The following is a 24,183-nucleotide window of genomic DNA, read 5'->3' on the forward strand; positions in this document are numbered from 1 at the left end:
ATTCCCGAGGCGGACCGGCGCCAGTCGGCGCCAGTCGGCGCCCGCCGGCGCCCGGAAACGGGTCCGCCCCGCCACCTGCCGGAGCAGATGACGGGGCGGGGAGTCCCGGAAGAACGGGTCAGGCGTCCGGCGCCGGGTCGGCGGGGGTCGTCGCCCCGTCGTCCTCGGCCGGAGTGGCCGCGGTCCCGGCCGGAGCCGCGATCCGCTTGTCCGCCGCGGTACTGATACCGCGCCACGCGGACTCGGCCGCCTGCTGTTCCGCTTCCTTCTTGCTGCGCCCGACACCGGTGCCGTAAGAGGTCCCACCGACGCGCGCGGCGGCGGTGAAGGTCTTCTCGTGGTCCGGGCCGGTCTCGGTGACCAGGTATTCGGGCACCCCGAGACCTTCGGCGGCCGTGAGTTCCTGGAGACTGGTCTTCCAGTCCAGGCCGGCGCCGAGGTTCGAGGACCTGTCGATGAGCGGGTCGAAGAGCCGGTGAACCAGCTCCGAGGCCGCGTCGAGACCCTGGTCGAGGTAGACCGCGCCGATCACCGCTTCAAGGGTGTCGGCGAGGATGGAGGCCTTGTCCCGGCCACCCGTGCCCTCTTCACCCCGGCCGAGCCGGATGAAGGAGCCGAGTTCGAGGCCGCGGCTGACCTCCGCCAGTGCACGCGAGTTGACTACCGCGGCCCGCAGTTTGGCCAGTTGGCCTTCAGGCAGGTCGGGGTGGGTCGTGTACAGCGTGTCCGTGACCACCAGGCCCAGCACGGAGTCCCCGAGGAACTCCAGGCGTTCGTTGGTGGGCAGACCGCCGTTCTCGTACGCGTACGAGCGGTGGGTCAGCGCACGCACCAGAAGGGCGGACTCGAGTCGATACCCGAGCCGCCCTTCCAGAAGCACGTGGGACGAGGCCGCGTTGTTACTGACTGCCTGCTTCTCAGCGTTGGACAGCTCAGACATTGCGCCTCTCACCAGCCGCTCAGACCTCGAGGACCTGGCGCTTGTTGTAGGTGCCGCAGCTCGGGCACGCAATGTGCTGGAGCTTCGGCTCCTGGCAACGCTCACACGAAACCAGGGTGGGGACCGCAGCCTTCCACTGCGACCGGCGGTGGCGCGTGTTGCTGCGCGACATCTTCCGCTTCGGAACAGCCACGGCTACTTCTCCTGCTTCTCGGCGGCGCTCTGAACTCCGTCGGAGGCAGTGCCGCTCATATTGTCCTTCTCGACGCCCTGATCGGTGACGAGTCCCTGCAATGCCGCCCAACGGATGTCGACGGCGTCATGGTGGTGGTCCGGGTCGTCGTTCAGGCTGAGCCCGCAATCGGGGCACAGTCCGAGACAGTCCTCCCGGCACACCGGCTGCAGCGGCAGTGCGAGCACCACCACATCGCGCAGCACGGATTCGAGGTCGAACAAACCGTCCTCGAGAAAGAGCGTGTCCTCGTCGTCCTCGGCGTCGTCGGCCGGCTCCGCCTTGGAGCGGATCCGGTCGTCGGCGTCAGGGTACGAGAACATCTCCTGGAACTCCGCCTTGAGCTCGCGCTCGACGGCCTCCAGACACCTTACGCACTCCCCGGTCGCCCAGCCACGGACGGTGCCTGTGACAAGCACCCCTTCCATGACCGACTCCAGGCGGAGCTTGAGGTTCAGCGGGTTGCCCTGGGGCACTCCGATGACACCGGCGAGACCGAGGTCCGCCGGCGCAGCGATCTCACGGGACAGCCGCAGCATGGCACCAGGACGCCGACCCAGCTCGTGCGTGTCGAACACGAGGGGGTTGCGGTGGTCGAGGTGGGTGTTCAGGGCTGTTCCCGCTTTCACAAAATCACTGGAGACTGCTGAAAATCAAGGTTTCCGCCACTCAGGGGCAGCATGGATCGCGGTGCATACGCGCGACCGAAGAGCCAGGATACCCGCCGCTTCGCTCTGCGCCCAATCCAGGTCCGCGGCGAGCTCAGCGACCCTGTTCGTACTGGCGCAGCTGGTCCAGGTTGATCATGCTCGTGTCGAAGAAGCTGGTCTCGTCGAGCGCCGCCTGCTGGTCGTGCGTGCCCTGCTGGGGCTGCTGGTAGCCGCCGTAGGGGTCGGGCTGCTGCTGCTCGTACGAGACCGCGTAGGGGTCGGGCTGCTGCTGGACCTGCTGGTAGCCCGCGTACGGGTCCTGGTACGCGTAGGCGTCCTGCTGGACGGGCTGCTGGTAGGCATAGGCGTCGTACGTGGGCTGCGGCTCCGGCTGGGCCTGCGCCTGTGCGGGGATCAGCGGCGCCTGCGGCTCGGCCAGCCCCGCCAGGAAGTCCGCGTCGCTCGACGAGCGCGACTGCTGGTGGCCCGCCGCGTCCTGGGCGGCCATGTGCGCGCCGAGGTCGTCGGTGGCCACGCGGCCGAGGAGCTTCTGGCGGCCCCGGCCGACGGCCTCCAGGGTCTTGGAGAGCACTGCCTCGAAGGTCGCCAGCTTGGTGTCCACGTAGGCGTCGGCCTGCTCCCGCTGCGTCTGCGGGTCGTGGCTGCGCTCGGGCGCCTCGGCGTCCGGGTAGCCCTGGTCGTCCAGTCCGGGCCCGCGGCCGAGCAGCTTCTCGCGGCCCCGGTCCACCGAGCCGATGGTCTTGGTGAGCACGACCTCGAAGTTCGCGAGCTTGCTGTCGACGTAGTCGTCGGCCTCGGCCTTGACCTCGTCCGCCTCGCGGCGGGCCTCCGCCAGGATCCGGTCCGCCTCGTCCTGGGAGCGCCGCGCGACCTCGGTGTCGGAGATCAGCGAACCGCGCTGGGCGTGCGCCGACTCGATGATCCGGTCGGCCTCGCGGCGGGCCTCCTCGACCATCTGCTCCCGGCCGCCGATGAGCTCCTGGGCCTGTGCGAGCGAGCCCGGCAGCGCCTTGCGGACCTCTTCGAGCTGGGCGAGCAGCTCGGCGCGGTTGATCACGCAGGAGGCCGACATGGGCATGGACCGGGCGCTGCCGACGGCCGCGACGATCTCGTCGAGCTTCTTCTGCACGTCCATGGGTGCTCGCACTCTCTCGGCCCCGGGCGGTTCCCGAGACGGACGGGACGACTGTAAGGCCACCGGCCCGGGAGCCGACACCGGCTGACTCCCGGTCAGCGGGCGCCGGCGGGCGGGGTCAGCGCTCGGCCAGGCGCTCCAGCAGGGCGGCGTGCACGTGCGCGGGCAGCAGGTGGGCGACGTCGCCGCCCCAGGCCGCCACTTCCTTGACCAGGGAGGAGGACAGGAAGCTGTAGGTGGGGTTGGTCGGGACGAAGAGCGTCTCGACGCCCGACAGACCCATGTTCATCTGGGCCATCTGCAACTCGTAGTCGAAGTCGCTGACGGCGCGCAGGCCCTTGACGATGGCCGGGATCTCCCGCTGCTTGCAGAAGTCCACGAGGAGCCCGTGGAAGGACTCGACCACGATGTTGCCGTAGCCGGCGGTCGCCTCGCGGATCAGCTCGATCCGCTCCTCGACGGTGAAGAGTCCCTGCTTGGACTGGTTGATCATCACGGCGACGTGGACCACGTCGTAGAGCCGGGAGGCCCTGCCGATGATGTCGAGGTGTCCGTTGGTGATGGGGTCGAACGACCCCGGACAGACGGCGCGGCGCAACTGCATTCCCTCGTTCCCGGGTGCGGGCTTCATGACTCTTCGCTGATGGAGGCGGCGCGACCGTACCAAAGGGTGCCCTCGCCGTACTTCCTGGAGCGCAGCGGCTCGAAGCCGTCCGGCCACGGGAAGGCCCCGCTGCGGGTCCTGCGCTCCACGGTGACGAGGACGTCGTCGGTGAGCCAGCCATTGGACCGGAGTGTGAGGAGGATCTCGCACAGGTGGGCGTGCTCCACCTCGTACGGCGGGTCCAGGAAGACCACGTCGTACGGGTCCCCGTGCGCGGCGCCGGCCGCGATCTGCTCGGCCTTGCCGGACCGGTATTCGGCGCCGGGCAGGCCGACCGACGCGATGTTCTCCTTGATCGCCTTGGCGGCCTTGGCGTCGGGCTCGACCAGCAGCGCGTGGTCCGCGCCGCGGGAGAGCGCCTCCAGGCCGACGGCGCCGGAACCGGCGTAGAGGTCGAGGACGCGTGCTCCCTCGACTCCGTGCAGCGACTCCCAGGTGGAGAAGAGGCCTTCGCGCATCCGGTCCGAGGTCGGGCGGGTGCCGGTGCCGGGCGGTACGACGAGGCGTCGCCCGCCTGCGCTTCCGGCGATCACGCGGGTCATCTGGGGTCCTTCGGTGAGCGGGGCGGAGGATGGTGCAGGCCTCCAACGATAGGTCGTGCCCGTCACCCCTTCTCCAGGTACTGCTCCCGCTCGGTGTCCAGCAGGGCGTCCAGGGCGGTCCGCAGGCCCGGCAGCTCCGCGAGCTCGGGATCGGCGGCGACCACGCGGGTGGCCTCCTCCCGGGCCTGGGTGATGACCTCCTCGTCCTCGATCACGGCGAGCATCCGCAGTGAGGAGCGGACACCGGACTGGGCCTGGCCGAGCACATCGCCCTCGCGGCGCTGCTCCAGGTCGATGCGGGAGAGCTCGAAGCCGTCCAGGGTGGCGGCGACGGCCGCGAGCCGGGCGCGGGCGGGGCTGGCTTCGTGCATCTCGCTGACCAGCAGGCACAGGCCGGGGGCGGAGCCGCGGCCGACGCGGCCGCGGAGCTGGTGGAGCTGGGAGACGCCGAAGCGGTCCGCGTCCATGATGACCATGACGGTGGAGTTGGGGACGTTCACGCCGACCTCGATGACGGTGGTGGCGACCAGCACCTTGACCTCGCCCGCGGTGAAGCGGCGCATCACGTCGTCCTTGTCGGCGGGGTCCATCCGCCCGTGCAGCACCTCGACGGACAGTCCGGCGAGGGGGCCCCGGGTGAGCTGCTCGGCGATCTCCAGCACCGCGAGCGGGGGCCGCCTGTCACCGTCCTCCTCGGCCGCCGCCTTCTTCTTGGCGCCCTTGGCCCCCTTGGCGCCCTTGCCGTTCTCGTCCTCCCCGTCGCCGATGCGCGGGCAGACCACGTACGCCTGGTGCCCGTTCTCGACTTCCTCGCGGACCCGCTCCCAGGTCCGGGCCAGGAAGTGCGGCTTGTCCTTGGCGGGCACCACGTGGGTGGCGATCGGGGAGCGGCCGGCGGGGAGCTGGTCCAGTACGGAGGTCTCCAGATCGCCGAAGACGGTCATGGCCACCGTCCGCGGGATCGGGGTGGCGGTCATGACGAGCAGGTGCGGGGGCTGCTTGCCCTTGGAGCGCAGGGCGTCGCGCTGTTCCACGCCGAAGCGGTGCTGCTCGTCGACGACGACCAGGCCGAGGTCGTGGAACTGCACCTTGTCCTCGATCAGGGCGTGCGTGCCGATCACGAGGCCGGCCTCGCCGGTGATCAGGTCGAGCAGCGCCTGACGGCGGGCGGGCACCCCCATCGAGCCGGTGAGCAGGACCACTTTGGTCCCCCGGTCGGAGCCGCCGAGCATGCCTCCCTCGGCGAGCTCGCCCATCATCTCGGTGATGGACCGGTGGTGCTGCTGCGCGAGCACCTCGGTGGGGGCGAGCATGGCCGCCTGCCCGCCGGAGTCGACGACGGCGAGCATGGCCCGCAGGGCGACCATCGTCTTCCCGCTTCCGACCTCGCCCTGGAGGAGACGGTGCATGGGGTGGTCGGTGGCGAGGTCGTCGAAGATCTCCTTGGAGACGGTCTGCTGGCCTTCGGTGAGGGTGAAGGGGAGCTTGGCGTCGAAGGATTCGAGGAGGCCGCCGGGCGTGGGGCGGCGGGGTACGGCCGGGAGCTGGGAGTCGGCGTGCCGGCGGCGGGCCAGGGCGACCTGGAGGACGAAGGCCTCGTCCCACTTGAGGCGGCCGCGGGCATCCTCGATGTCGGCCTTGGTGACCGGGCGGTGGATCTTCAGCAGGGCCTCGGTGAGCGGGACCAGTCCGCGGTCCTCGCGCAGGGCCGGCGGCAGCGGGTCGACGACCTCCTGGGCCGTGGGGAGCACCGCGTCCACGCACTTGGCGATCTTCCAGGACTCCAGCTTCGCGCAGGCCGGGTAGATCGGGATGAGCTGGCTCGCGAAGGCGGCGGCCGCGTCCCGGTCGGAGGCGTCCGCGCCGAGGGGCTCGTAGGCGGGGTGGGCGAGCTGGAGCTTGTGGTTGAACATGCCGACCTTGCCCGCGAACATCGCGCGGCTGCCGGGCAGCAGTTCCTTGTGCGGTTTGTGGACGCCGGAGCCGAAGAAGACGAGCTGGAGCCGTCCGCTGCCGTCGGTGATGGTGACCTCGAGGCGCTTCCCGCCGCCCCGGCTGCCCTGGTACGTCAGCAGCCGCGCGTCGGCGACCTGCGCGACCACCGTGACGTGTTCGTCGATCTGGTCGGCGAGTTCGGCCAGCGAGGTCAGCTCGCCGCGCTCCGCGTACCGCCGGGGGTAGTGGTGGAGCAGGTCCAGGGCCGTGTGCAGGCCGAGCTGCTCGGCCAGCACCTTCGCGGTGGCGGGGCCGAGGGTCTTCTTGAGGTCTTCGTCGAGCGCGGGCACGTGTTCATTGCACACCATGGGGCCGACAACCCGGCTATTCCACCCCGATGAGCAGCGGGGCGGACCAGCGGCCGCCCTGGTAGGTGACGGTGTCCACGGCGAGGTGGCCGTGCTGGACGTACGCCTCCAGGCGCTCGGCCAGCGCGTCCGGCACCTCGGGGCCCAGGACGAGGGTGACCAGTTCGCCGCCCGATCCGAGCATGCGGGCCAGGACGGCCTCGGCGGTCTCGGCCAGGCTCGTGCCGATGACGGCCACGTCGCCGTCGATGAGCCCGAGCACGTCGCCGGCCTGGCAGATGCCGGCCGAGGTGAAGGACTGCCGTTCGGCGACGGCGAGTTCGCCGTAGCGGGTGGCTCCGGCGGCGGCCGTCATGGCGACCACGTCCTCGTCGAAGGTGCCCTCCGGGTCGTGCACGGCGAGCGCGGCCAGGCCCTGGACCTCGGAGCGGGTGGGGATCACGGCGACCCGTACGCCTTCGGCGCGCGCCTGCCGGGCGGCGGCCGCCGCGACCGCGCGCAGTTCGGCGCCGTTCGGGAGCAGGACGACCTCGCGGGCGTGCGCCTCGCGGATGGCGTCGGCCAGTTCGGCGACGGCCGGCGGTTCCCCGGGCCGGGCGAGCAGGGTGGTGGCGCCCGCCTCTCCGCAGAGCCCGGCCAGCCCCTCGCCCTGGACCACGGCGACGACGGCGCGCTGGGAGCGCTCGCCGCGGGCCCGGCGGCGTTCGTCGCCGAAGTGCGTGATGCGGATCCGGTACGGGCGTCCGGCGACCACGGCGGCCTCCACGGCCGCGCCGGGGTCGTCGACGTGGACGTGGACGTTCCACAGCCCGTCGCCGCCGACCACCACGAGGGAGTCCCCGAGGGCGTCGAGCCGGGTGCGCAGCCGGTCGACCTCGGTCTCGGCGGCCTCCAGCAGGTAGATCACCTCGTAGGCGGGTCCGCCGGGCTGCTCCTCCTCGGCGCAGGGCTCCTGCGGCCTCGGTACGGGCACGGCCCGGCCGCGTACGGGTTCGGGCGCGGGCTCCCGCCCGGACAGTGCCTGCCACAGGGCCCCGAGTACGGCGACCAGTCCGCAGCCCCCGGCGTCGACCACTCCGGCCCGTCCGAGCGCGGCCAGCTGCCCCGGGGTTTCGGCGAGGGCGGCGCGGGCTCCGTCGTAGGCGGCACCGGCCACGCCGGCGGCGGTCCCGACGGCCCCGGCAGCGGTCTCGGCGGCCTTGGCGGCGGCGGTGGCGACGGTGAGCATGGTGCCCTCCACCGGGTGCGCGACGGCCCGGTAGGCCTCCTCGGCGGCCCGGGTCAGCGCCTGGGCGAGCAGCCGCGCGGGGTCGCGCCCCTCGGGTCCCTCGGGCCCGCCGGACTCCTCGCCGAGTACGTCGGCCACTCCGCGCAGCAGCTGCGCGAGGATCGTCCCGGAGTTGCCCCGGGCGCCTATCAGGGCGCCGTGCGCGAAGGCCCGTACGGCCTCGGGGAGGGAGGCTGCGGCTGTGCCGTCGGTCACTCCGGCGAGGAGGTCCCCGAGCTCGCGGTCGGCCGATTCGGCGGTCAGGTAGAGGTTGGTGCCGGTGTCCGCGTCGGCGACGGGATAGACGTTGATCGCGTCGATGTCCTCGCGGGCCCGGCCCAGTGCGGCCAGGGCCAGCGAGCTCCAGGTGCGTACCGCTTCGGCGTTCAGGGGGTACGGCTGAGGCTGGTGCGCCACCGGGCGTTCCTCCTTGTGCGGGCCAGGGTTCACCGCAGGGTAACGAAGGACTGCCGGGCCGGCGGGACCCCGGGGCGGGGGCGGCCGTGGACATGGTAGTTTTCTTGGACCGAGGCAGGCGTTGTATGCTGCTCCGGTTGCCCGATGAGAGTCGGGCCATTCCCCCCGGCAAACCACTTCAGATCCCTGATACCGGTGCGCCGGGATTCACTGTAAGTGCATCTGAAGTCTTTGGAGTGACCTGTGGCTGCCAACTGCGACGTTTGCGCCAAGGGGCCGAGCTTCGGCAACAGCATTTCCCACTCGCACCGCCGCACCTCGCGTCGCTGGAACCCGAACATCCAGCGTGTCCGTGCCGTGGTCAATGGGACGCCGAAGCGCCTCAACGCCTGCACCTCGTGCATCAAGGCCGGCAAGGTCTCGCGCTGACGCCTTCCGTCGTAGCGCAGCCCTTTCCGGTTGCTGAGAAGGCCGGTCCACCTGGTGGACCGGCCTCTTGCTTTGCCTGATCGAACAAGATCAAACCTGTAGGGCCTGCTCCATCCCGCGATCCAGCGGGGCGGAGCAGGCCCTACAGGCGTTTCGGCCCGGGCGCTTCGGCGCGCGCGTGTCAGCGCCACCGCCACGCGTGGTCCACCGGTCCGATGCCCGTGCCCAGGGCGAATCCGGCGGCGATGGCGCCGGTGACGTACTCCTTGGCCTCGGTGACGGCCTCCGGGACGCTCCGGCCCTTGGCCAGGCCCGCCGCGATCGCGCTGGCGAGCGTGCAGCCGGTGCCGTGGGTGTGCCGGTTGTCGTGGCGGGGGGCGCGCAGCCAGCGTTCGTCGGCGCCGTCCGTGAGGAGGTCCACGGCCTCGCCTCCGTGGGCGGCGAGGTGGCCGCCCTTGATCAGCGCCCAGGCGGGCCCGTGGGCGAGGACCGCGTCGGCGGCCCGGCGCATGTCGTCCTCGGTCTCCACGACGACTCCGGTGAGCTGGGTCACCTCGTCCAGGTTCGGCGTGGCGACCGTGGCCCGGGGCAGCAGTTCTTCCCGTACGGCGTCCAGCGCGGTGGCGGCGAGGAGCGCGTCCCCGTGCTTGGAGACGCCGACCGGGTCCACGACGGCCGGGGCGGCGGTTGCGGCGAGCAGCTCGGCCACGGTCTCCACGAGGGCGGCGGAGGACAGCATTCCCGTTTTCACGGCCTGGACGCCGATATCGTCCACCACGGCCCTGTACTGGCCCTTCACGGCCTCTACGGGCAGTTCCCAGACGCCTTTGACGCCCAGCGAGTTCTGCGCGGTCACAGCGGTCACCACGCTCATCCCGTGGACCCCGAGCGCCAGCATGGTCTTGAGGTCGGCCTGGATGCCTGCGCCGCCGCCGGAGTCGGATCCGGCGACGGTCAGGCACAGCGGCGGGTGCGCCCGGCCTCGGGAGGGGCCTATCGCGCCGAGCGGACCGCTCATCGCCCGGTGTCCTCGGCGGCCGTGTCGCCGCCGAAGTGGTCCCATCCGCCGGTGGAGGCCCAGGGGGCGCCGTCGACGGTCACCTGGGGCAGTGCGGAGCGGTTCTGGACCTCGCCGATGACCTTCCAGCGGGCCGGGAGCTTCACGTCCGGCGGGAAGGTGGCGACGATCGCGTGGTCCTCTCCCCCGGTGAGGACCCACTGGAGCGGGTCCACGCCGACGGCTTGGCCGATGTCGTGCATCTGCGTCGGGATGTCGACGGCCGCCGAGCGCAGGTCGATCCGTACCTTGCTGGCCTCGGCGATGTGCCCGAGGTCCGCGATCAGGCCGTCGCTGACGTCGGTCATGGCGGTGGCGCCGAGCCCGGCGGCCGCGGGGCCCGCGTGGTAGGGCGGCTCGGGGCGCCGGTGGGCCTCGACGAAGGCCCGCGGCGAGCGGAAGCCCCGCGAGAGCACGGCGAAGCCCGCGGCGGACCAGCCGAGCCAGCCGGTCACGGCCACGACGTCGCCGGGCTGGGCGCCGGAGCGCAGCACGGGTTCGTGGTTGCGCAGGTCGCCGAGGGCCGTGATGGCCACGGTGATGATGTCGCCGCGGACCACGTCGCCGCCGACCACGGCCGCACCGGCGACCTGGCATTCGTCGCGGATGCCGTCCATCAGCTCGGTGGGCCAGGTGGCCGGCAGCTCCGCCGGGACGACGAGGCCGAGCAGCAGCGCCGTCGGCACCGCGCCCATGGCGGCGATGTCCGCGAGGTTCTGCGCGGCGGCCTTGCGGCCGACGTCGTAGGCCGTGGACCAGTCGCGCCGGAAGTGCCTGCCCTCCAGCAGGATGTCCGTGCTCGCCACGACCCGCCGGTCGGGGGCCGACACCACCGCGGCGTCGTCGCCCGGGCCGACCCGGACCGCCGGGGTGGTGGTGAGCCGTGAGGTGAGCTCCCGAATGAGCCCGAACTCCCCCAGCTCGCCCACAGTGCCCTTCATCGCTGTGCCCCTTCTTGCCCAGTCCGCTTGCGGTCGCGAGCCGTCACAGCTCTGGGTACCGTCAACAGATACGTCAACTTCTGCTCTCCGTACGCCCCGCTCTGCGCGCCGCCGGACCCGCGGGTCTCCCCGCGGCGCTCGGCAACGCGGTACCGTGGCGTCCCTTCTTCCCCGGGCCCACCCGTCATCCCCGGGCCCACCCGAAGGGTAGGGGAAATGATCCTCGTGGCCGCCCTGGAGGTTCCGTGGTACAGGCGTACATCCTCATCCAGACCGAGGTGGGCAAGGCGTCGTTCGTCGCCGAGTCCATCGCGCAGATCGCGGGGGTGATCCAGGCCGAGGACGTGACCGGCCCGTACGACGTGATCGTGCGCGCCCAGGCCGACACCGTGGACGAGCTCGGCCGCATGGTCGTGGCCAAGGTCCAGCAGGTGGAGGGGATCACCCGCACCTTGACCTGTCCGGTCGTCCATCTGTAGCCCCCGTCTACTCTTGGCCGGTGATGTCACGACACCGCCGGCCCTTCTCTCTGCTCGCCGCACTGACCGCGATGGCCGCCTCGGCGGCCCTCGCGGGCTGTTCCCCGGGTGATTCCGAGGCACGGGTGGATCCGCCGTCCGCTCCGCCCGCCGACGTCGCGGGTCTCTGTGCGGCGCTGCACAAAGAGCTCCCGGGAACGGTGGCCTCGCTGGCCCGGACCCCGGCGCTGCCGGAGTCGGACCTGACCGCCGCGTGGGGTGGCTCGGCGATCGTACTGCGGTGCGGTATCCCCAGGCCCGCCAAGATGCTCGACGACAAGTCGGAGGGCGTCGACGTGAACGGTGTCGGCTGGCTCCTGGAAAAGCTGGACGACGGCGGCTTCCGGTTCACCACCGGGAGTCGGCTGGCGTACACGGAGGTCCGGGTCGACAAGGAGCATGCCACGGATGCGGGGATGCTGGTGGGCCTGTCCGCCGCGATCGCCAAGACCGTTCCGGTGGGCATCTCCTCGTACTGACCCCCGTACCGGCCCTCCCGCCGGCCCGCCCGCGCGGAAGAGGACCGCCCGCTGCCCTCCTCGTGCGAGGGGCGGCGGGCGGTCCTCTTCCTTGTGCGGAGCTCGGTGGCGGAGTTCGCGCTACGGGGTCAGCGCAGTCCGGTGGAGCGGCGCAGGGCGGCCTGGATCAGGCGGTCCACCAGCTCCGGGTACTCGATGCCCGACTCCTGCCACATGCGCGGGTACATGGAGATCGGGGTGAAGCCCGGCATCGTGTTGATCTCGTTGATGACGAACTCGCCGTCCTCGGTGAGGAAGAAGTCGGCGCGCACCAGGCCCTCGCAGGACGCGGCGTCGAAGGCCTCGATCGCGAGCTTCCGGACTTCGGCGGTCTGCTCCGGGGTGAGCGGGGCGGGCACGAGTCCGGAGGCGGAGTCGATGTACTTGGCCTCGAAGTCGTAGAAGTCGTGGCTGGAGACCGGCGGGATCTCGGCGGGCACGCTCGCGCGCGGACCGTCCTCGAACTCCAGGACTCCGACCTCGATCTCGCGGCCGCGCAGCAGCGCCTCCACGATGATCTTCGGGTCGTGGCGGCGGGCCTCGCGGATCGCGGCGTCCAGTGCGGAGGGCTCGTCGACCTTGGTGATGCCGATCGAGGATCCGGCGCGGGCGGGCTTGATGAACAGCGGCCAGCCGTGCTCGCCGGCGAAGTCCGCGATGCGGGCGAGTGCGCCCTCGCGGTCGTTCTCCCACTCGCGGGGGCGGATGGTCACGTACGGGCCGACGCGCAGCCCGAAGGACGTGAAGACCCGCTTCATGTAGTCCTTGTCCTGGCCGACGGCCGAGGCGAGGACGCCCGAGCCGACGTACGGGATGCCGGAGAGCTCCAGGAGGCCCTGGAGGGTGCCGTCCTCGCCGTACGGGCCGTGCAGGACGGGGAAGACCACGTCGACCTCGCCCAGCGCCTTGGGGACGGCGCCCGGCTCGGTGTAGACGACCTCGCGGCTGGCCGGGTCGACGGAGAGCACGACGGCGCCGTCCTCCGATTCGGCGAGCTGCCCCACGTTGGGGAGCTCGCCGCCGGAGATGGCCATCCGGGCGGGCTCGTCGGCGGTCAGCGCCCACCGGCCGTCCGTGGTGATGCCGATGGGCAGCACCTCGTACTTCGAGCGGTCGATGGAGCGCAGGACGGCGCCCGCGGTGACGACCGAAATGGCGTGTTCCGAGCTGCGGCCGCCGAACACGACGGCCACGCGGGGCTTGCGGCCCTGCTGCTCAGGGGTCTGGGGGAGGTTCTCGCTGCTCATATCGCCACGAGGGTACCCGCTCAAGCGTCCGGAAAGCAGTCAGCGCCGTTCCGGTTTGGCGCTGCGTCCCATGAGTTCCTTGAGCGCGACCAGGGTCGGCTTGCCGTGGTGGACGATGTCGACGACCGTGTCGGTGATCGGCATGTCCACTCCGTGGCGGCGGGCCAGATCGGCCACGGACTGGCAGGACTTGACGCCTTCGGCGGTCTGCTTGGTGACCGCGATGGTCTCCTCCAGGGTCATCCCGCGGCCCAGGTTGGTGCCGAAGGTGTGGTTCCTGGAGAGCGGCGAGGAGCAGGTGGCGACGAGGTCGCCGAGGCCCGCGAGGCCGGAGAAGGTGAGCGGATCGGCGCCCATCGCCAGGCCCAGGCGGGTGGCTTCGGCGAGTCCGCGGGTGATGAGCGAGCCCTTGGTGTTGTCGCCGAGGCCCATGCCGTCCGCGATGCCTACGGCGAGGCCGATGACGTTCTTGACGGCGCCGCCGAGCTCGCAGCCGATGACGTCGGTGCTCGTGTACGGGCGGAAGTACGGGGTGTGGCAGGCGGCCTGAAGACGCTGGGCGGCGGCCTCGTCCACACAGGCCACCACCGAGGCGGCGGGCTGCCGGGCCGCGATCTCGGCGGCCAGGTTGGGGCCGGTGACGATCGCGATGCGCTCGGCGGGGACCTTGGCCACCTCTTCGATGACCTCGCTCATCCGCTTGGCGGTGCCGAGTTCGACGCCCTTCATCAGGGAGACGAGCACGGTCTCGGGGGCCAGCAGCGGAGCCCAGGCGGCGAGGTTGCCGCGCAGGGTCTGCGAGGGGACGGCGAGGACCGTGAAGTCGGCGCCGGCCGCGGCCTCGGCCGGGTCGGTGGTGGCGCGGACGTTCGCGGGGAGTTCGACGTCGGGGAAGTAGTCCGGGTTGGTCCGGCCGCTGTTGATGGCGTCGACGAGCTCCTGGCGGCGGCCCCAGAGGACCACCTCGCAGCCGGCGTCGGCGAGGACCATGGCGAAGGCCGTGCCCCAGGAGCCGGTTCCGAATACGGCTGCCTTCACGGGACGTGTCACTTGTTGCCCTCCCCTGCGGCCTTGCGCCGCTGCTGAGCCCTGGCGTTGCGATGGTCGTACGGCTGCGGGGGCGCGCTCTCGCCCCGCAGTTCCTCCAGCAGTCCGGTGATGGCCGCCATGATGACCTCGGTGACCTCCCTGAGCACGTCCGGGGTGGGTTCCCGGTCGTAGTACGCGGAGAGGTCCACGGGCGGTCCGGCGAGGACCTGGAGGGTTTTGCGCGGGAACAGGTTGACCTTGTTCTCCTTGGCGTAGGGCGGCATCGCGAGATTCGCGCCCCACTGGGCCACCGGAATGACGGGTGCCCTGGTCATCAGCGCCACGCGGGCCGCGCCGGTCTTGCCGGCCATCGGCCACATGTCGGGGTCCCGGGTGAGGGTGCCTTCCGGGTAAAAGGCCACGCATTCGCCGCGCTCGATCGCGTCCACGGCGGCCCGGAATGCGTCCAGGGCGTTGGTGGACTCCCGGTAGACCGGGATCTGGCCGGAGCCGCGCAGGATCGCTCCGACAATGGGGACCTCGAAGAGGGCCGCCTTGCCGAGCAATCGGGGCACCCTGCCGGTGTTGTACTGGAAGTGCGCGTAGGACAGCGGGTCCAGATACGAGTTGTGATTGACGGCGGTGATAAATCCGCCCTCGGCCGGAATGTGTTCCATTCCCCGCCAGTCCCGCCTGAAGAGCACTACCAGCGGCGGTTTCGCGATGGCCGCCGCAAGGCGGTACCAGAAGCCGATTCTGCGGCGGGACACTCGGACACCTTCCTCTAGGACCGGTGCGCGGCTTGGGCGCCTCGGGGCCGGACAAGTGTGGCCCCGGGTCCGGTCTCTGTCGAGAACACCGTACGCCCCGGACACCCGGACCAGGCCCCGGGTGGCCCGGCATGAGGTGACAATGGGGCTCCGCATGACCTGGTCATGACCCGCACATGGTCTGAGCGGCGCGCGAGCGTGCCGGAGGGAAGGGGTCCGTCACGAACGCCGTCTGGAGTCTGGTCGTCCCGCTGAAGCCGCTCGCGGTGGCCAAGAGCCGCCTCGCGCCGGCCGTGGGAGCGTCCCGGGCGGGGCTCGCCCTGGCGTTCGCGCTGGACACCGTCGCGGGGGCCCTGGCCTGCACGGCGGTCGCGGATGTGGTGGTCGTCACGGACGATCCGGAGGCCGGTGCGGAACTGGCGCGGCTGGGGGCCCGGATCGTGCCGGACTCCCCGGCGGCCGGGCTCAACGCCGCGCTGGCCCACGGGGCGCGGGAGATACGGGCGGGCAGGCCCGGGGCGGCGGTGGCCGCGATGAACGCGGATCTGCCGGCGCTGCGGCCACCCGAATTGCTACGCGTGCTCGAAACCGCTTCGGCATTTCCCCGGGCATTTCTGGCGGATGCGGCGGGAATCGGGACGACCCTGCTTTCCGCTGCTCCGGACGTGGAATTGGCGCCCTCGTTCGGCGGTCCCTCACGGTCCCGGCATTCGGCCTCGGGCGCGGTGGAAATGGCCCTCGCCGGCGTCGAGAGCATCCGCCGGGACGTGGACACGGGGGCGGATCTGCGCAGGGTCCTGGCCCTTGGCGTGGGGCGCCATACGGCCCGATACAGTGCCCGTATGCAGGCGACCGCGTACACGTACGACACCCAGACCCGCAGCGGCAGTGTGCTGCTGGACGACGGCACCCCGGTGCCCTTCGAGGCCCCGGCGTTCGACGCGGGCGGCCTGCGGCTGCTGCGTCCCGGGCAGCGGGTCCGGATCGAGACGGACGGCGAGGGCGCGGGCCTGCGGATCACCCTGGTCACGCTGCAGACCTTCTGACCCCGGACACCCCACCAGGGCGTTCCCACGCACCGCGGGCCGGTTTCCCCACCGTGGGGAAACCGGCCCGGCGTGTGTGACTCGTTGCCCTACTTGGTCTTGCGGGCGGTGGTCTTCTTCGCGGTGGCCTTGCGCGTCGCCGTCTTCTTGGCGGGCGCCTTCGTCGCCGCGGTGGCCTTCTTGGCCGCCGGGGCGGTCTTCTTCGCGGTGGCGGTGGTCTTCTTCGCCGTCGCCGCGGCCTTCTTGACCGTGGCCTTCTTCGCCGCGGGTGCCGCCTTCTTCGCCACGGCGGTCTTGGCGACCGTCTTCTTGGCGGTGGCGGTGACCTTCTTGGCCGTGGTCTTCTTCGCGACCGTGGTCTTGGCGGCGGCAGCGGCCTTCTTGGCGGGTGCGGCCTTCTTCGCGGCGGCCTTCTTGACCGTCGCCGAAGCGCCACCGGTGAGGCTGCCCTTGGGCGCCTTCTTCACCGATACCTCGCCGCCCTTGGGGAGCTTCTTGGTGCCGCTGACCAGGTCCTTGAAGCCCTGACCCGCACGGAAGCGGGGAACAGAGGTCTTCTTGACCCGGACGCGCTCACCCGTCTGGGGGTTACGGGCATAGCGGGCCGGGCGGTCGACCTTCTCGAACGAGCCGAAGCCCGTGACCGAGACCCGGTCGCCCCCGACGGTCGCGCGGACGATGGCGTCCAGTACCGCGTCGACGGCGTCCGCGGCCTGCTGACGGCCGCCCAGCTTGTCGGCAATCGCTTCTACGAGCTGCGCCTTGTTCAACGTCTTCCCCTTCGGAGACTTCGCCAGAACGAATGTGTTCAAGCTTATTTCGCACGTTAGGCGGATATATACCGCAAATCAAACACGAAACGGGCTTATCACCCTAGTGCCGCAACGTTGTAGGCCGTTACGGAGTTCCTTCGCATCAGTCGCCTTCAGGGAATCGACCCTCGTCGAGGTCCTTCATCAACCTGTCCAGGCGCCTTGCCGCGTCGGCGAGATCGTGCTTCGCCACGGCGGTGACGACCAACAGCTTCCGGGACAGCGCCATCCTTACGCCCTCCGGGACTTGCAGTGTGCGCACCCTTGTGTGTGCTTCTTTCAATCGGTCGGCAACAAGTCCGTAGAGCTCAAGTTGACTGTCGCGTTCCATGCACAGATTGTGCCATCTGGGGCGAGTTGTCGCCTCACGGGGCCTCAACACACGACTGTGCCCCCTGCCGGATGGCAGGGGGCACAGTGTTGCCTATGTGATCACCCTAAGGCGAATAAGCGCTGCTCAGGCCGGAATCACGCCTGAATCGTGCTCGGCTTGAAGGCCGGTCGGACGCTTTCGTACGTGGCGATGTCCGCTTCGTTCTGAAGGGTGAGCGAGATGTCGTCCAGCCCCTCCAGCAGACGCCAGCGGGCGTTGTCGTCGAGTTCGAACTCCGCGACGACGCCTTCGGCTCGGACCTGGCGGTCGACCAGGTCGACCGTGATCTCGGCGGTGGGGTCGGCCTCGGTCAGCTTCCACAGCTGCTCGACGGTCTCCTGCGGCAGGACCACGGTCAGCAGACCGTTCTTCAGCGAGTTGCCGCGGAAGATGTCGGCGAAGCGGGAGGAGATGACCGTCTTGAAGCCGAAGTTCTGCAGGGCCCAGACGGCGTGCTCGCGCGAGGAACCGGTACCGAAGTCGGGACCGGCGACCAGGACGGTCGCACCGGCGCGCTCGGGACGGTTGGTGATGAACTCCGGGTCCTTGCGCCAGGCCTCGAAGAGCCCGTCCTCGAAACCGTCGCGCGTGATCTTCTTCAGCCAGTGGGCCGGGATGATCTGGTCGGTGTCGACGTTGCTGCGGCGCAGCGGGACGGCCCGGCCGGTGTGGGTGGTGAAGGCTTCCATCGTTCTCAGACTCCGGCGGTCGCGTTGGCGTCGGACAGGTCGGCGGGCGAGGCCAGGTGGCCCAGCACGGCGGTGGCGGCAGCCACCTGCGGGGAGACCAGGTGGGTACGCCCGCCCTTGCCCTGCCGGCCCTCGAAGTTGCGGTTGGAGGTGGACGCGGAGCGCTCACCGGGAGCCAGTTGGTCGGGGTTCATGCCCAGACACATCGAGCAGCCCGCGTGCCGCCATTCGGCGCCGGCCTCCTTGAAGACCTTGTCCAGGCCCTCCGACACGGCCTGCAGGGCGACGCGGACCGAGCCCGGGACGACCAGCATCCGTACGCCTTCGGCGACTTTGCGGCCCTCGATGATCCCGGCGACGGCGCGCAGGTCCTCGATGCGGCCGTTGGTGCAGGAACCTACGAAGACGGTGTCGACCTTGATGTCGCGCAGCGGCTGTCCGGCGGTCAACCCCATGTACTCCAGGGCCTTTTCGGCGGCGTTGCGCTCCGAAGCGTCCTCGTACGAAGCCGGGTCGGGGACGTTCGCCGACAGGGGCGCGCCCTGGCCGGGGTTGGTGCCCCAGGTGACGAACGGCGACAGGGTGGCGCCGTCGATGACCACCTCGGCGTCGAAGACGGCGTCGTCGTCGGTGCGCAGGGTCTTCCAGTACGCGACCGCAGCGTCCCAGTCCTCGCCCACGGGGGCGTGGTCGCGGCCCTCGAGGTAGTCGAAGGTGGTCTGGTCGGGGGCGATCATGCCCGCGCGGGCGCCGGCCTCGATCGACATGTTGCAGATGGTCATGCGGGCTTCCATCGAGAGCTTCTCGACGGCCTCGCCGCGGTACTCCAGGATGTAGCCCTGGCCGCCGCCGGTGCCGATCTTGGCGATGATCGCCAGGATCAGGTCCTTGGCGGTGACGCCCTCGGCCAGCGCGCCGGTGACGGTGATCGCCATCGTCTTTGGGCGGGCCAGCGGCAGCGTCTGGGTCGCCAGCACGTGCTCGACCTGGCTGGTGCCGATGCCGAACGCCAGCGCGCCGAAGGCGCCGTGCGTGGAGGTGTGGGAGTCACCGCAGACCACCGTGGTGCCCGGCTGGGTCAGGCCCAGCTGCGGTCCCACGACGTGGACGACACCCTGCTCGACGTCGCCCAGCGAGTGCAGGCGCACACCGAACTCGGCGCAGTTCGCCCGCAGCGTCTCCAGCTGGGCCCGGGAGACCGGGTCCGCGATCGGCTTGTCGATGTCGATGGTGGGGGTGTTGTGGTCCTCGGTCGCGATGGTGAGGTCGAGGCGTCGGACCTTGCGGCCGGCCTGGCGCAGCCCCTCGAAGGCCTGCGGGCTGGTCACCTCGTGCAGCAGGTGCAGATCAATGAAGAGGAGGTCGGGCTCGCCTTCGGCGCGCCGGACGACATGGTCGTCCCAGACCTTCTCCGCGAGTGTCCTACCCATCGCTTTCCCTCCGGCCGGCCGGTTGTGCCGGCGCTTGATAGAGATCTTGTGCGCCTGATCGTCCGTACCCCACGTCCCGGACGACGGCTCGGACCCAGTGGTTCGTGGACCCGCACATACAGACTCGCTGGTTCTTGGAAAAATTGAACTTGCGTTTCACAGTGTGAGACGCGAATATCGTTTCATGGACAACTCTAGCGGCGTCGGCGTTCTCGACAAGGCAGCTCTGGTATTGAGCGCACTGGAGTCCGGTCCGGCCACCCTCGCCGGGCTGGTCGCGGCGACAGGGCTCGCACGACCCACGGCACATCGCCTTGCCGTGGCACTGGAACACCACCGGATGGTGGCGAGGGACATGCAGGGCCGGTTCATCCTCGGACCGCGGCTGGCGGAGCTCGCCGCCGCGGCCGGCGAGGACCGCCTGCTGGCCACGGCCGGACCGGTGCTCACCCACCTCCGGGACGTGACGGGAGAGAGCGCGCAGCTCTACCGGCGTCAGGGCGACATGCGTATCTGCGTGGCAGCGGCCGAGCGGCTGTCGGGCCTGCGGGACACCGTCCCGGTGGGCTCCACGCTCCCGATGAAGGCCGGCTCGGCCGCGCAGATCCTGATGGCCTGGGAGGAGCCCGAGCGGCTCCACCGCGGCCTGCAGGGCGCGCGCTTCACGGCGACGGCGCTCTCGGGCGTACGGCGTCGCGGCTGGGCGCAGTCGATCGGCGAGCGGGAGCCCGGCGTGGCCTCCGTCTCGGCGCCGGTGCGCGGCCCCTCGAACCGCGTGGTGGCCTCCGTATCGGTCTCCGGGCCGATCGAGCGCCTGACCCGTCACCCGGGGCGCATGCACGCCCAGGCCGTCATCGACGCGGCCGCCCGACTGACCGAGGCCCTGCGCCGCTCCAGCTGACCCTTCCGACCACTTACTCCCCCGGGCCCGGGGGCGCGTGAGACGCCGCACACGTCCGCACACGCGCCGCCGGGCCCGTACTTCTTGGCCCGGGCGTTCCGCCCCGTCCGGAAACAGCGAAGAGGCCCTCCGCGATGAACGCGGAGGGCCTCTTCTGTGCGTACCCCCGACCGGATTCGAACCGGCGCTACCGCCTTGAGAGGGCGGCGTGCTAGGCCGCTACACAACGGGGGCTAGCTGTTACTGCGGTACTGCGCTGGGCTACCAGGACTCGAACCTAGAATAAGAGAACCAGAAACTCTCGTGTTGCCAATTACACTATAGCCCAAAGGTCTAGACCAGCTAGACACCGTACCCCCGACCGGATTCGAACCGGCGCTACCGCCTTGAGAGGGCGGCGTGCTAGGCCGCTACACAACGGGGGCCCTAGCGATCCTGCATCAAAACATCCGGGTGCGACCCTGGAGATCTCGCGGGAAGGATCTGTACCCCCGACCGGATTCGAACCGGCGCTACCGCCTTGAGAGGGCGGCGTGCTAGGCCGCTACACAACGGGGGCAAGCACTGCGTTACTGCTGAACTGCGCTGGGCTACCAGGACTCGAACCTAGAATAAGGGAACCAGAAACCCTCGTGTTGCCAATTACACTATAGCCCACCAAAACTCAAGACCCTGAGGGACTTTCGTTCGGTTAGCGCCTCCGGCCCGGCCTTTCGGCCCGCTCGGGCGGCGCAGAAAGAACATTACCGGATGCCTGACCGTGCTCCAAAACGGGTATCCCCGGCCAGCACCTGCGGGAGCCGGTCGAGTCCGGCGATCCGGTGCACGCCCTCCGGTCCGGGACCGCGCGATCCGTCGCGGTCGAGCCACACGGCCGTCAGACCGGCGTCACGGGCGCCCCGCGCGTCGATCTCGGGCTGGTCACCGACGTAGACCACTTCCCCGGGCTCCAGCCCCATCTCGGCGCACGCGGCGAGGAAGGCGCCGGCCTCGGGCTTGCTGACGCCCAGCTCCACGGCGCACACCAGGACCTCGAAGCGGTCGCGCAGGCCGAGGTGGCGCAGCTTGGGGTCCTGGTTGGCCACGGAGGAGTTGGAGAGCACCCCGTGGCGGTAGTCGCCCGCCAGGGCGTCCAGGACGGGCACCACGTCGGGGAACAGCTCCCAGGCGGCCCTGTAGTGCTCCACGTACCGCTCGAACCAGTCGTCGGCCTGTGCGTCGGTCATGGCGGGCCGTCCGAGGAACTCCCGCACCCGGTCCCGGCGCTGCCCCTGGAAGGTGCCCTCACCGGCCGCGAACCGCTCCCAGTGCCGGTCGGTGATCCGCCGCCACAGCGCGAGCGCCTCGGCCGGAGCCCCGTACCGCTCCGCGAGCCCCTCGGCGACCAGGTGCGCCGCGAGCCCGGCCCGGTCGGCCCCGGTGTAGTCGAAAAGGGTGTCGTCGATGTCCCACAGCACCGCACGGATCGCCATACGGCCGACCCTACGCGGAACGCCCCGGGGGCGGCAGCCCTTTGCAGAGCTGCCGCCCCCGGGGGACGTACGGACGGTTCTCAGGCGGCTTCGAGCTTCGCCAGGGTCGCGTCGATGCGGGCCAGGGAACGGTCCTTGCCCAGGATTTCGAGGGACTCGAAGAGCGGGAGGCCGATCGTGCGGCCGGTGACCGCGACGCGGACCGGGGCCTGTGCCTTGCCGAGCTTGAGGCCGTGGGCCTCGCCGGCGGTCAGGACGGCCTGCTTGAGGGACTCGGGGTCCGACCAGTCGGCGGCGGCCAGGTTCTCGCGGGCCGTGGTGAGCAGGGCCGCGGGCTCGCCCTTCATCGCCTTGTCCCACGAGGCCTGGTCCAGGGCCGGCTCCTTCAGGAACAGGAAGTCGACGTTGGCCGTGATGTCCGAGAGGACCGTGAGGCGGGTCTGGGCGTACGGCGCGATGCGCTCCCAGGCGGCGGTGTCGAAGTCCTCGGGCGCCCAGTTGGCGTGCGGGGCCTGGAGCCACGGGGCGCAGCGGTCCGCGAAGACCTTCGGGTCGAGCAGCCGGATGTGGTCGGCGTTGATCGACTCGGCCTTCTTGAGGTCGAAGCGCGCCGGGTTGGCGTTGACGTCCGGGATGTCGAACTTCTCCACCATCTCCTCGATCGAGAAGATGTCCTGGTCCTTGGAGAAGGACCAGCCGAGGAGCGAGAGGTAGTTCAGCAGGCCCTCGGGGAGGAAGCCGCGCTCGCGGTACAGGTTGAGCGAGGCCTCCGGGTCGCGCTTGGAGAGCTTCTTGTTGCCCTCGCCCATCACGTACGGCAGGTGGCCGAAGGCCGGCACCGCCTTGGCGATGCCGAGCTCGATCAGGGCCCCGTAGAGCGCGATCTGGCGGGGGGTGGAGGACAGCAGGTCCTCGCCGCGCAGGACGTGGGTGATCTCCATCAGCGCGTCGTCGACCGGGTTGACGAGCGTGTAGAGCGGGGCGCCGTTGGCCCGGACGATGCCGAAGTCCGGCACGTTGTCGGGGGTGAAGGTCAGCTCGCCGCGGACCAGGTCCGTGAAGGTGATCGGCTCGTCGGGCATCCGGAAGCGGACGATCGAGGTGCGGCCCTCGGCCTCGTACGCGGCCTTCTGCTCGTCCGAGAGCTCGCGGCAGGTGCCGTCGTAGCCGGAGGGCTTGCCGGCGGCGCGGGCGGCGTCGCGGCGGGCGTCCAGCTCCTCGGTGGTGCAGTAGCAGTGGTAGGCGTAGCCGCCGTCCTGGAGCTTCTGCGCGACGTCCTTGTAGATGTCCATGCGCTCGGACTGGCGGTACGGGGCGTGCGGGCCGCCGACCTCGGGACCCTCGTCCCAGGTGAAGCCGAGCCAGCGCAGCGAGTCGAGCAGCTGGCCGTAGGACTCCTCGGAGTCGCGGGCCGCGTCGGTGTCCTCGATGCGGAAGACGAACGTACCGCCGTGGTGGCGGGCGAACGCCCAGTTGAAGAGGGCCGTGCGGACCAGACCCACGTGGGGGTTGCCGGTCGGGGACGGACAGAAACGTACGCGGGGGGTCGCGTTAGCCACGCTTGATCACCTTGTTGGTGAGAGTGCCGATGCCTTCGATGGTGACGGCGACCTCGTCGCCGACGTTCAGGGGGCCGACTCCGGCCGGGGTCCCCGTGAGGATGACGTCGCCCGGGAGCAGCGTCATGGCCTCGGTGATGTGCACGATGAGGTCCTCGATGGAGCGGACCATCTGGCTGGTGCGGCCGAGCTGGCGCTGTTCGCCGTTGACGGTGCACTGGATGGTCAGGTCGCTCGGGTCCAGATCGGTCTCGATCCACGGGCCGAGGGGGCAGGAGCTGTCGAAGCCCTTGGCGCGGGCCCACTGCTGCTCGCGCTGCTGGACGTCGCGCGCGGTGACGTCGTTGGCGCAGGTGTAGCCGAAGATGACGTCCTTGACGCGCTCGCGCGGGACCTCGCGGCACATGCGGCCGATGACCACGGCGAGCTCCGCCTCGTGGTGGAGGTCCTGGGAGAAGGACGGGTACGCGATCGGGTCGCCCGAGCCGACCACCGAGGTGGAGGGCTTGAAGAAGGTGATGGGGGCGTCCGGGACCTCGTTGCCGAGCTCCGCCGCGTGCTCCGCGTAGTTGCGGCCGATGGCCACGACCTTGTTCGGGAGCACGGGCGGCAGCAGCCGGACCTTGTTCAGCGGGACCTTCGTGCCCGAGAGCTCGAAGTCCGCGAACGGGATGCCCTTGATGATGTCGAGGACGAGCTCACCTTCGGCGCCGGGGGCAGTGCTGCCCTCGACCGCGCCGAACGCGACATTGCCGTCGATGGAGAACCTGGCGATGCGCACGTGTTGCGTCTGCCCCTCTGTATTTCCGCTGGCTGGAGTCTGCGGACTCCAGGCTAACGCGGTGGGGGCCGACGCCTCGCGCGGCTTTCGCCGGACACTCCCGTGACCGGGCCCCTCTTACTGGGCGGCGGCGACCGGTGCATCCATGAGGACGGTGCGGCGCGGGTTCGCGGTCTGGCCCGGCAGCTCGACGGTGTGCTCCGGGACCGGCGCGGTCTGCAGCTCCTCGGCGTCCTTGAGGTGCGCGAGGGTGGTGCGGCGCGGGTTGGCTATGTTGCGGAACATCATCGTCGTCTTCATCGGAGTGCGAAGCCCTCGGCTCACTAGGTCGGATGGTGGCGGCGGGTGCCGCCGGGATGCCTTCGGAGTGCCGCTTGTCGCTCGCGGCAAGCCTGTAAAGCTCAAGGCTAAACATCTGAATCCCCCGCCGAACCGGGAAG

Annotated in this window: 25 protein-coding genes, 5 tRNA genes and 1 pseudogene; 5 read left to right on the plus strand and 26 right to left on the minus strand. The window is 70.6% G+C overall.

Annotated elements, in window-relative coordinates:
- Positions 1-118 precede the first annotated feature (118 nt).
- The 8 genes from rnc to OG898_RS03670 all read right to left on the minus strand — a co-directional run bounded on the left by rnc (position 119) and on the right by OG898_RS03670 (position 8,171).
- Entirely contained in the window at positions 119-940 is an 822-nt protein-coding gene (gene rnc, locus OG898_RS03635; protein ID WP_250743914.1) for a ribonuclease III, read from the minus strand.
- Between the two features lie 19 nt (positions 941-959).
- Complete coding sequence (rpmF, locus tag OG898_RS03640; RefSeq protein WP_003965982.1) at positions 960-1,133, minus strand: 50S ribosomal protein L32; 174 nt, start codon at positions 1,131-1,133, stop codon at positions 960-962.
- Between the two features lie 2 nt (positions 1,134-1,135).
- Entirely contained in the window at positions 1,136-1,783 is a 648-nt protein-coding gene (locus OG898_RS03645; RefSeq protein WP_250743949.1) for a DUF177 domain-containing protein, read from the minus strand.
- A gap of 151 nt (positions 1,784-1,934) precedes the next feature.
- Positions 1,935-2,978, minus strand: a complete 1,044-nt coding sequence (locus tag OG898_RS03650) for a DivIVA domain-containing protein (RefSeq protein WP_266954950.1) — start codon at positions 2,976-2,978, stop codon at positions 1,935-1,937.
- Positions 2,979-3,096: 118 nt separating this feature from the next.
- Positions 3,097-3,576, minus strand: a complete 480-nt coding sequence (coaD, locus tag OG898_RS03655) for a pantetheine-phosphate adenylyltransferase (RefSeq protein WP_266960063.1) — start codon at positions 3,574-3,576, stop codon at positions 3,097-3,099.
- A 29-nt stretch (positions 3,577-3,605) separates the two neighbouring features.
- Positions 3,606-4,184 (minus strand): 16S rRNA (guanine(966)-N(2))-methyltransferase RsmD, encoded by a 579-nt coding sequence (gene rsmD, locus OG898_RS03660; RefSeq protein WP_250743918.1) that lies wholly within the window; start codon positions 4,182-4,184, stop codon positions 3,606-3,608.
- 62 nt (positions 4,185-4,246) lie between these two features.
- A complete protein-coding gene (recG, locus tag OG898_RS03665) occupies positions 4,247-6,487 on the minus strand; it encodes an ATP-dependent DNA helicase RecG (protein ID WP_250743919.1) in 2,241 nt (746 codons plus the stop codon).
- Between the two features lie 16 nt (positions 6,488-6,503).
- Entirely contained in the window at positions 6,504-8,171 is a 1,668-nt protein-coding gene (locus tag OG898_RS03670) for a DAK2 domain-containing protein (RefSeq protein WP_266954953.1), read from the minus strand.
- 243 nt (positions 8,172-8,414) lie between these two features.
- Between OG898_RS03670 and rpmB the strand changes: the two genes are divergently transcribed.
- Positions 8,415-8,600, plus strand: a complete 186-nt coding sequence (gene rpmB, locus OG898_RS03675; protein ID WP_073911113.1) for a 50S ribosomal protein L28 — start codon at positions 8,415-8,417, stop codon at positions 8,598-8,600.
- Between the two features lie 181 nt (positions 8,601-8,781).
- Here the strand turns inward: rpmB and thiD are convergent, their stop codons facing one another.
- Together thiD and OG898_RS03685 are read right to left on the minus strand one after the other, a co-directional pair.
- Complete coding sequence (thiD, locus tag OG898_RS03680; RefSeq protein WP_250743923.1) at positions 8,782-9,618, minus strand: bifunctional hydroxymethylpyrimidine kinase/phosphomethylpyrimidine kinase; 837 nt, start codon at positions 9,616-9,618, stop codon at positions 8,782-8,784.
- Positions 9,615-10,598 (minus strand): thiamine-phosphate kinase, encoded by a 984-nt coding sequence (locus OG898_RS03685; RefSeq protein ID WP_250743925.1) that lies wholly within the window; start codon positions 10,596-10,598, stop codon positions 9,615-9,617. The genes thiD and OG898_RS03685 overlap by 4 nt, the downstream gene beginning before the upstream one ends.
- 245 nt (positions 10,599-10,843) lie before the next feature.
- On the opposite strand from OG898_RS03685, the gene OG898_RS03690 reads away from it, so the two are divergent.
- Both OG898_RS03690 and OG898_RS03695 read left to right on the plus strand, forming a co-directional pair.
- Entirely contained in the window at positions 10,844-11,077 is a 234-nt protein-coding gene (locus OG898_RS03690; protein ID WP_214947835.1) for an Lrp/AsnC ligand binding domain-containing protein, read from the plus strand.
- A 23-nt stretch (positions 11,078-11,100) separates the two neighbouring features.
- Complete coding sequence (locus OG898_RS03695; protein ID WP_250743926.1) at positions 11,101-11,595, plus strand: DUF3515 domain-containing protein; 495 nt, start codon at positions 11,101-11,103, stop codon at positions 11,593-11,595.
- A 128-nt stretch (positions 11,596-11,723) separates the two neighbouring features.
- Here OG898_RS03695 and OG898_RS03700 read toward each other — a convergent pair whose 3' ends face one another.
- Genes OG898_RS03700 through OG898_RS03710 form a run of 3 tightly spaced genes read right to left on the minus strand, consistent with a single transcriptional unit; the run spans position 11,724 to position 14,680 of the window.
- On the minus strand, positions 11,724-12,881 hold the full coding sequence (locus tag OG898_RS03700; protein WP_250743927.1) for a D-alanine--D-alanine ligase family protein: 1,158 nt from the start codon (positions 12,879-12,881) through the stop codon (positions 11,724-11,726).
- Positions 12,882-12,920: 39 nt separating this feature from the next.
- On the minus strand, positions 12,921-13,931 hold the full coding sequence (locus OG898_RS03705; RefSeq protein WP_266954957.1) for an NAD(P)H-dependent glycerol-3-phosphate dehydrogenase: 1,011 nt from the start codon (positions 13,929-13,931) through the stop codon (positions 12,921-12,923).
- Complete coding sequence (locus OG898_RS03710; protein WP_250743929.1) at positions 13,928-14,680, minus strand: 1-acyl-sn-glycerol-3-phosphate acyltransferase; 753 nt, start codon at positions 14,678-14,680, stop codon at positions 13,928-13,930. Before OG898_RS03710 ends, OG898_RS03705 begins: the two co-directional genes overlap by 4 nt.
- A gap of 239 nt (positions 14,681-14,919) precedes the next feature.
- On the opposite strand from OG898_RS03710, the pseudogene cofC reads away from it, so the two are divergent.
- Positions 14,920-15,519, plus strand: a pseudogene (cofC, locus tag OG898_RS03715) (2-phospho-L-lactate guanylyltransferase); the annotation flags it as partial.
- A 296-nt stretch (positions 15,520-15,815) separates the two neighbouring features.
- On the opposite strand, the gene OG898_RS03720 reads toward cofC, so the two are convergent.
- The 4 genes from OG898_RS03720 to leuC all read right to left on the minus strand — a co-directional run bounded on the left by OG898_RS03720 (position 15,816) and on the right by leuC (position 19,030).
- The gene (locus OG898_RS03720) at positions 15,816-16,496 is read right to left on the minus strand and encodes an HU family DNA-binding protein (RefSeq protein WP_266881319.1); all 681 of its coding nucleotides are present in this window, start codon (positions 16,494-16,496) and stop codon (positions 15,816-15,818) included.
- 145 nt (positions 16,497-16,641) lie between these two features.
- On the minus strand, positions 16,642-16,869 hold the full coding sequence (locus OG898_RS03725; RefSeq protein ID WP_243337737.1) for a hypothetical protein: 228 nt from the start codon (positions 16,867-16,869) through the stop codon (positions 16,642-16,644).
- A 137-nt stretch (positions 16,870-17,006) separates the two neighbouring features.
- On the minus strand, positions 17,007-17,600 hold the full coding sequence (leuD, locus tag OG898_RS03730) for a 3-isopropylmalate dehydratase small subunit (RefSeq protein ID WP_250743931.1): 594 nt from the start codon (positions 17,598-17,600) through the stop codon (positions 17,007-17,009).
- 5 nt (positions 17,601-17,605) lie between these two features.
- Positions 17,606-19,030, minus strand: a complete 1,425-nt coding sequence (leuC, locus tag OG898_RS03735) for a 3-isopropylmalate dehydratase large subunit (RefSeq protein ID WP_250743932.1) — start codon at positions 19,028-19,030, stop codon at positions 17,606-17,608.
- Positions 19,031-19,214: 184 nt separating this feature from the next.
- Between leuC and ndgR the strand changes: the two genes are divergently transcribed.
- Positions 19,215-19,931, plus strand: coding sequence for an IclR family transcriptional regulator NdgR (ndgR, locus tag OG898_RS03740; RefSeq protein ID WP_112450208.1), 717 nt, complete (start codon positions 19,215-19,217; stop codon positions 19,929-19,931).
- Between the two features lie 161 nt (positions 19,932-20,092).
- Here the strand turns inward: ndgR and OG898_RS03745 are convergent.
- The 9 genes from OG898_RS03745 to OG898_RS03785 all read right to left on the minus strand — a co-directional run bounded on the left by OG898_RS03745 (position 20,093) and on the right by OG898_RS03785 (position 24,043).
- Positions 20,093-20,165, minus strand: a tRNA-Glu gene (locus OG898_RS03745).
- 22 nt (positions 20,166-20,187) lie between these two features.
- Positions 20,188-20,259 (minus strand) — tRNA-Gln (locus tag OG898_RS03750).
- Between the two features lie 24 nt (positions 20,260-20,283).
- Positions 20,284-20,356 (minus strand) — tRNA-Glu (locus OG898_RS03755).
- A 61-nt stretch (positions 20,357-20,417) separates the two neighbouring features.
- A tRNA-Glu gene (locus OG898_RS03760) sits at positions 20,418-20,490 on the minus strand.
- 26 nt (positions 20,491-20,516) lie between these two features.
- Positions 20,517-20,588 (minus strand) — tRNA-Gln (locus OG898_RS03765).
- 86 nt (positions 20,589-20,674) lie between these two features.
- On the minus strand, positions 20,675-21,403 hold the full coding sequence (locus OG898_RS03770) for an HAD family hydrolase (RefSeq protein WP_250743933.1): 729 nt from the start codon (positions 21,401-21,403) through the stop codon (positions 20,675-20,677).
- An 80-nt stretch (positions 21,404-21,483) separates the two neighbouring features.
- Positions 21,484-22,962: a glutamate--tRNA ligase gene (gene gltX, locus OG898_RS03775; protein ID WP_266954961.1), complete on the minus strand. Its 1,479-nt coding sequence runs from the start codon at positions 22,960-22,962 to the stop codon at positions 21,484-21,486.
- Complete coding sequence (locus OG898_RS03780) at positions 22,955-23,743, minus strand: fumarylacetoacetate hydrolase family protein (RefSeq protein WP_250743935.1); 789 nt, start codon at positions 23,741-23,743, stop codon at positions 22,955-22,957. Before OG898_RS03780 ends, gltX begins: the two co-directional genes overlap by 8 nt.
- A 117-nt stretch (positions 23,744-23,860) precedes the next feature.
- Positions 23,861-24,043: a hypothetical protein gene (locus OG898_RS03785; protein WP_250743937.1), complete on the minus strand. Its 183-nt coding sequence runs from the start codon at positions 24,041-24,043 to the stop codon at positions 23,861-23,863.
- Positions 24,044-24,183 lie beyond the last annotated feature (140 nt).

The organism is Streptomyces sp. NBC_00193 (assembly GCF_026342735.1).
Lineage (GTDB): Bacteria > Actinomycetota > Actinomycetes > Streptomycetales > Streptomycetaceae > Streptomyces > Streptomyces stoeckheimensis.

What these genes read in the sequence shown, in the direction of transcription:
- rnc (WP_250743914.1), bottom strand. Translation starts at nt 940, where the DNA reads ATGTCTGAGCTGTCCAACGCTGAGAAGCAGGCAGTCAGTAACAACGCG.
- OG898_RS03650 (WP_266954950.1), bottom strand. Translation starts at nt 2,978, where the DNA reads ATGGACGTGCAGAAGAAGCTCGACGAGATCGTCGCGGCCGTCGGCAGC.
- rsmD (WP_250743918.1), bottom strand. Translation starts at nt 4,184, where the DNA reads ATGACCCGCGTGATCGCCGGAAGCGCAGGCGGGCGACGCCTCGTCGTA.
- recG (WP_250743919.1), bottom strand. Translation starts at nt 6,487, where the DNA reads ATGGTGTGCAATGAACACGTGCCCGCGCTCGACGAAGACCTCAAGAAG.
- thiD (WP_250743923.1), bottom strand. Translation starts at nt 9,618, where the DNA reads ATGAGCGGTCCGCTCGGCGCGATAGGCCCCTCCCGAGGCCGGGCGCAC.
- OG898_RS03685 (WP_250743925.1), bottom strand. Translation starts at nt 10,598, where the DNA reads ATGAAGGGCACTGTGGGCGAGCTGGGGGAGTTCGGGCTCATTCGGGAG.
- OG898_RS03695 (WP_250743926.1), top strand. Translation starts at nt 11,101, where the DNA reads ATGTCACGACACCGCCGGCCCTTCTCTCTGCTCGCCGCACTGACCGCG.
- OG898_RS03700 (WP_250743927.1), bottom strand. Translation starts at nt 12,881, where the DNA reads ATGAGCAGCGAGAACCTCCCCCAGACCCCTGAGCAGCAGGGCCGCAAG.
- OG898_RS03725 (WP_243337737.1), bottom strand. Translation starts at nt 16,869, where the DNA reads ATGGAACGCGACAGTCAACTTGAGCTCTACGGACTTGTTGCCGACCGA.
- leuD (WP_250743931.1), bottom strand. Translation starts at nt 17,600, where the DNA reads ATGGAAGCCTTCACCACCCACACCGGCCGGGCCGTCCCGCTGCGCCGC.
- leuC (WP_250743932.1), bottom strand. Translation starts at nt 19,030, where the DNA reads ATGGGTAGGACACTCGCGGAGAAGGTCTGGGACGACCATGTCGTCCGG.
- ndgR (WP_112450208.1), top strand. Translation starts at nt 19,215, where the DNA reads ATGGACAACTCTAGCGGCGTCGGCGTTCTCGACAAGGCAGCTCTGGTA.
- OG898_RS03770 (WP_250743933.1), bottom strand. Translation starts at nt 21,403, where the DNA reads ATGGCGATCCGTGCGGTGCTGTGGGACATCGACGACACCCTTTTCGAC.
- OG898_RS03785 (WP_250743937.1), bottom strand. Translation starts at nt 24,043, where the DNA reads ATGAAGACGACGATGATGTTCCGCAACATAGCCAACCCGCGCCGCACC.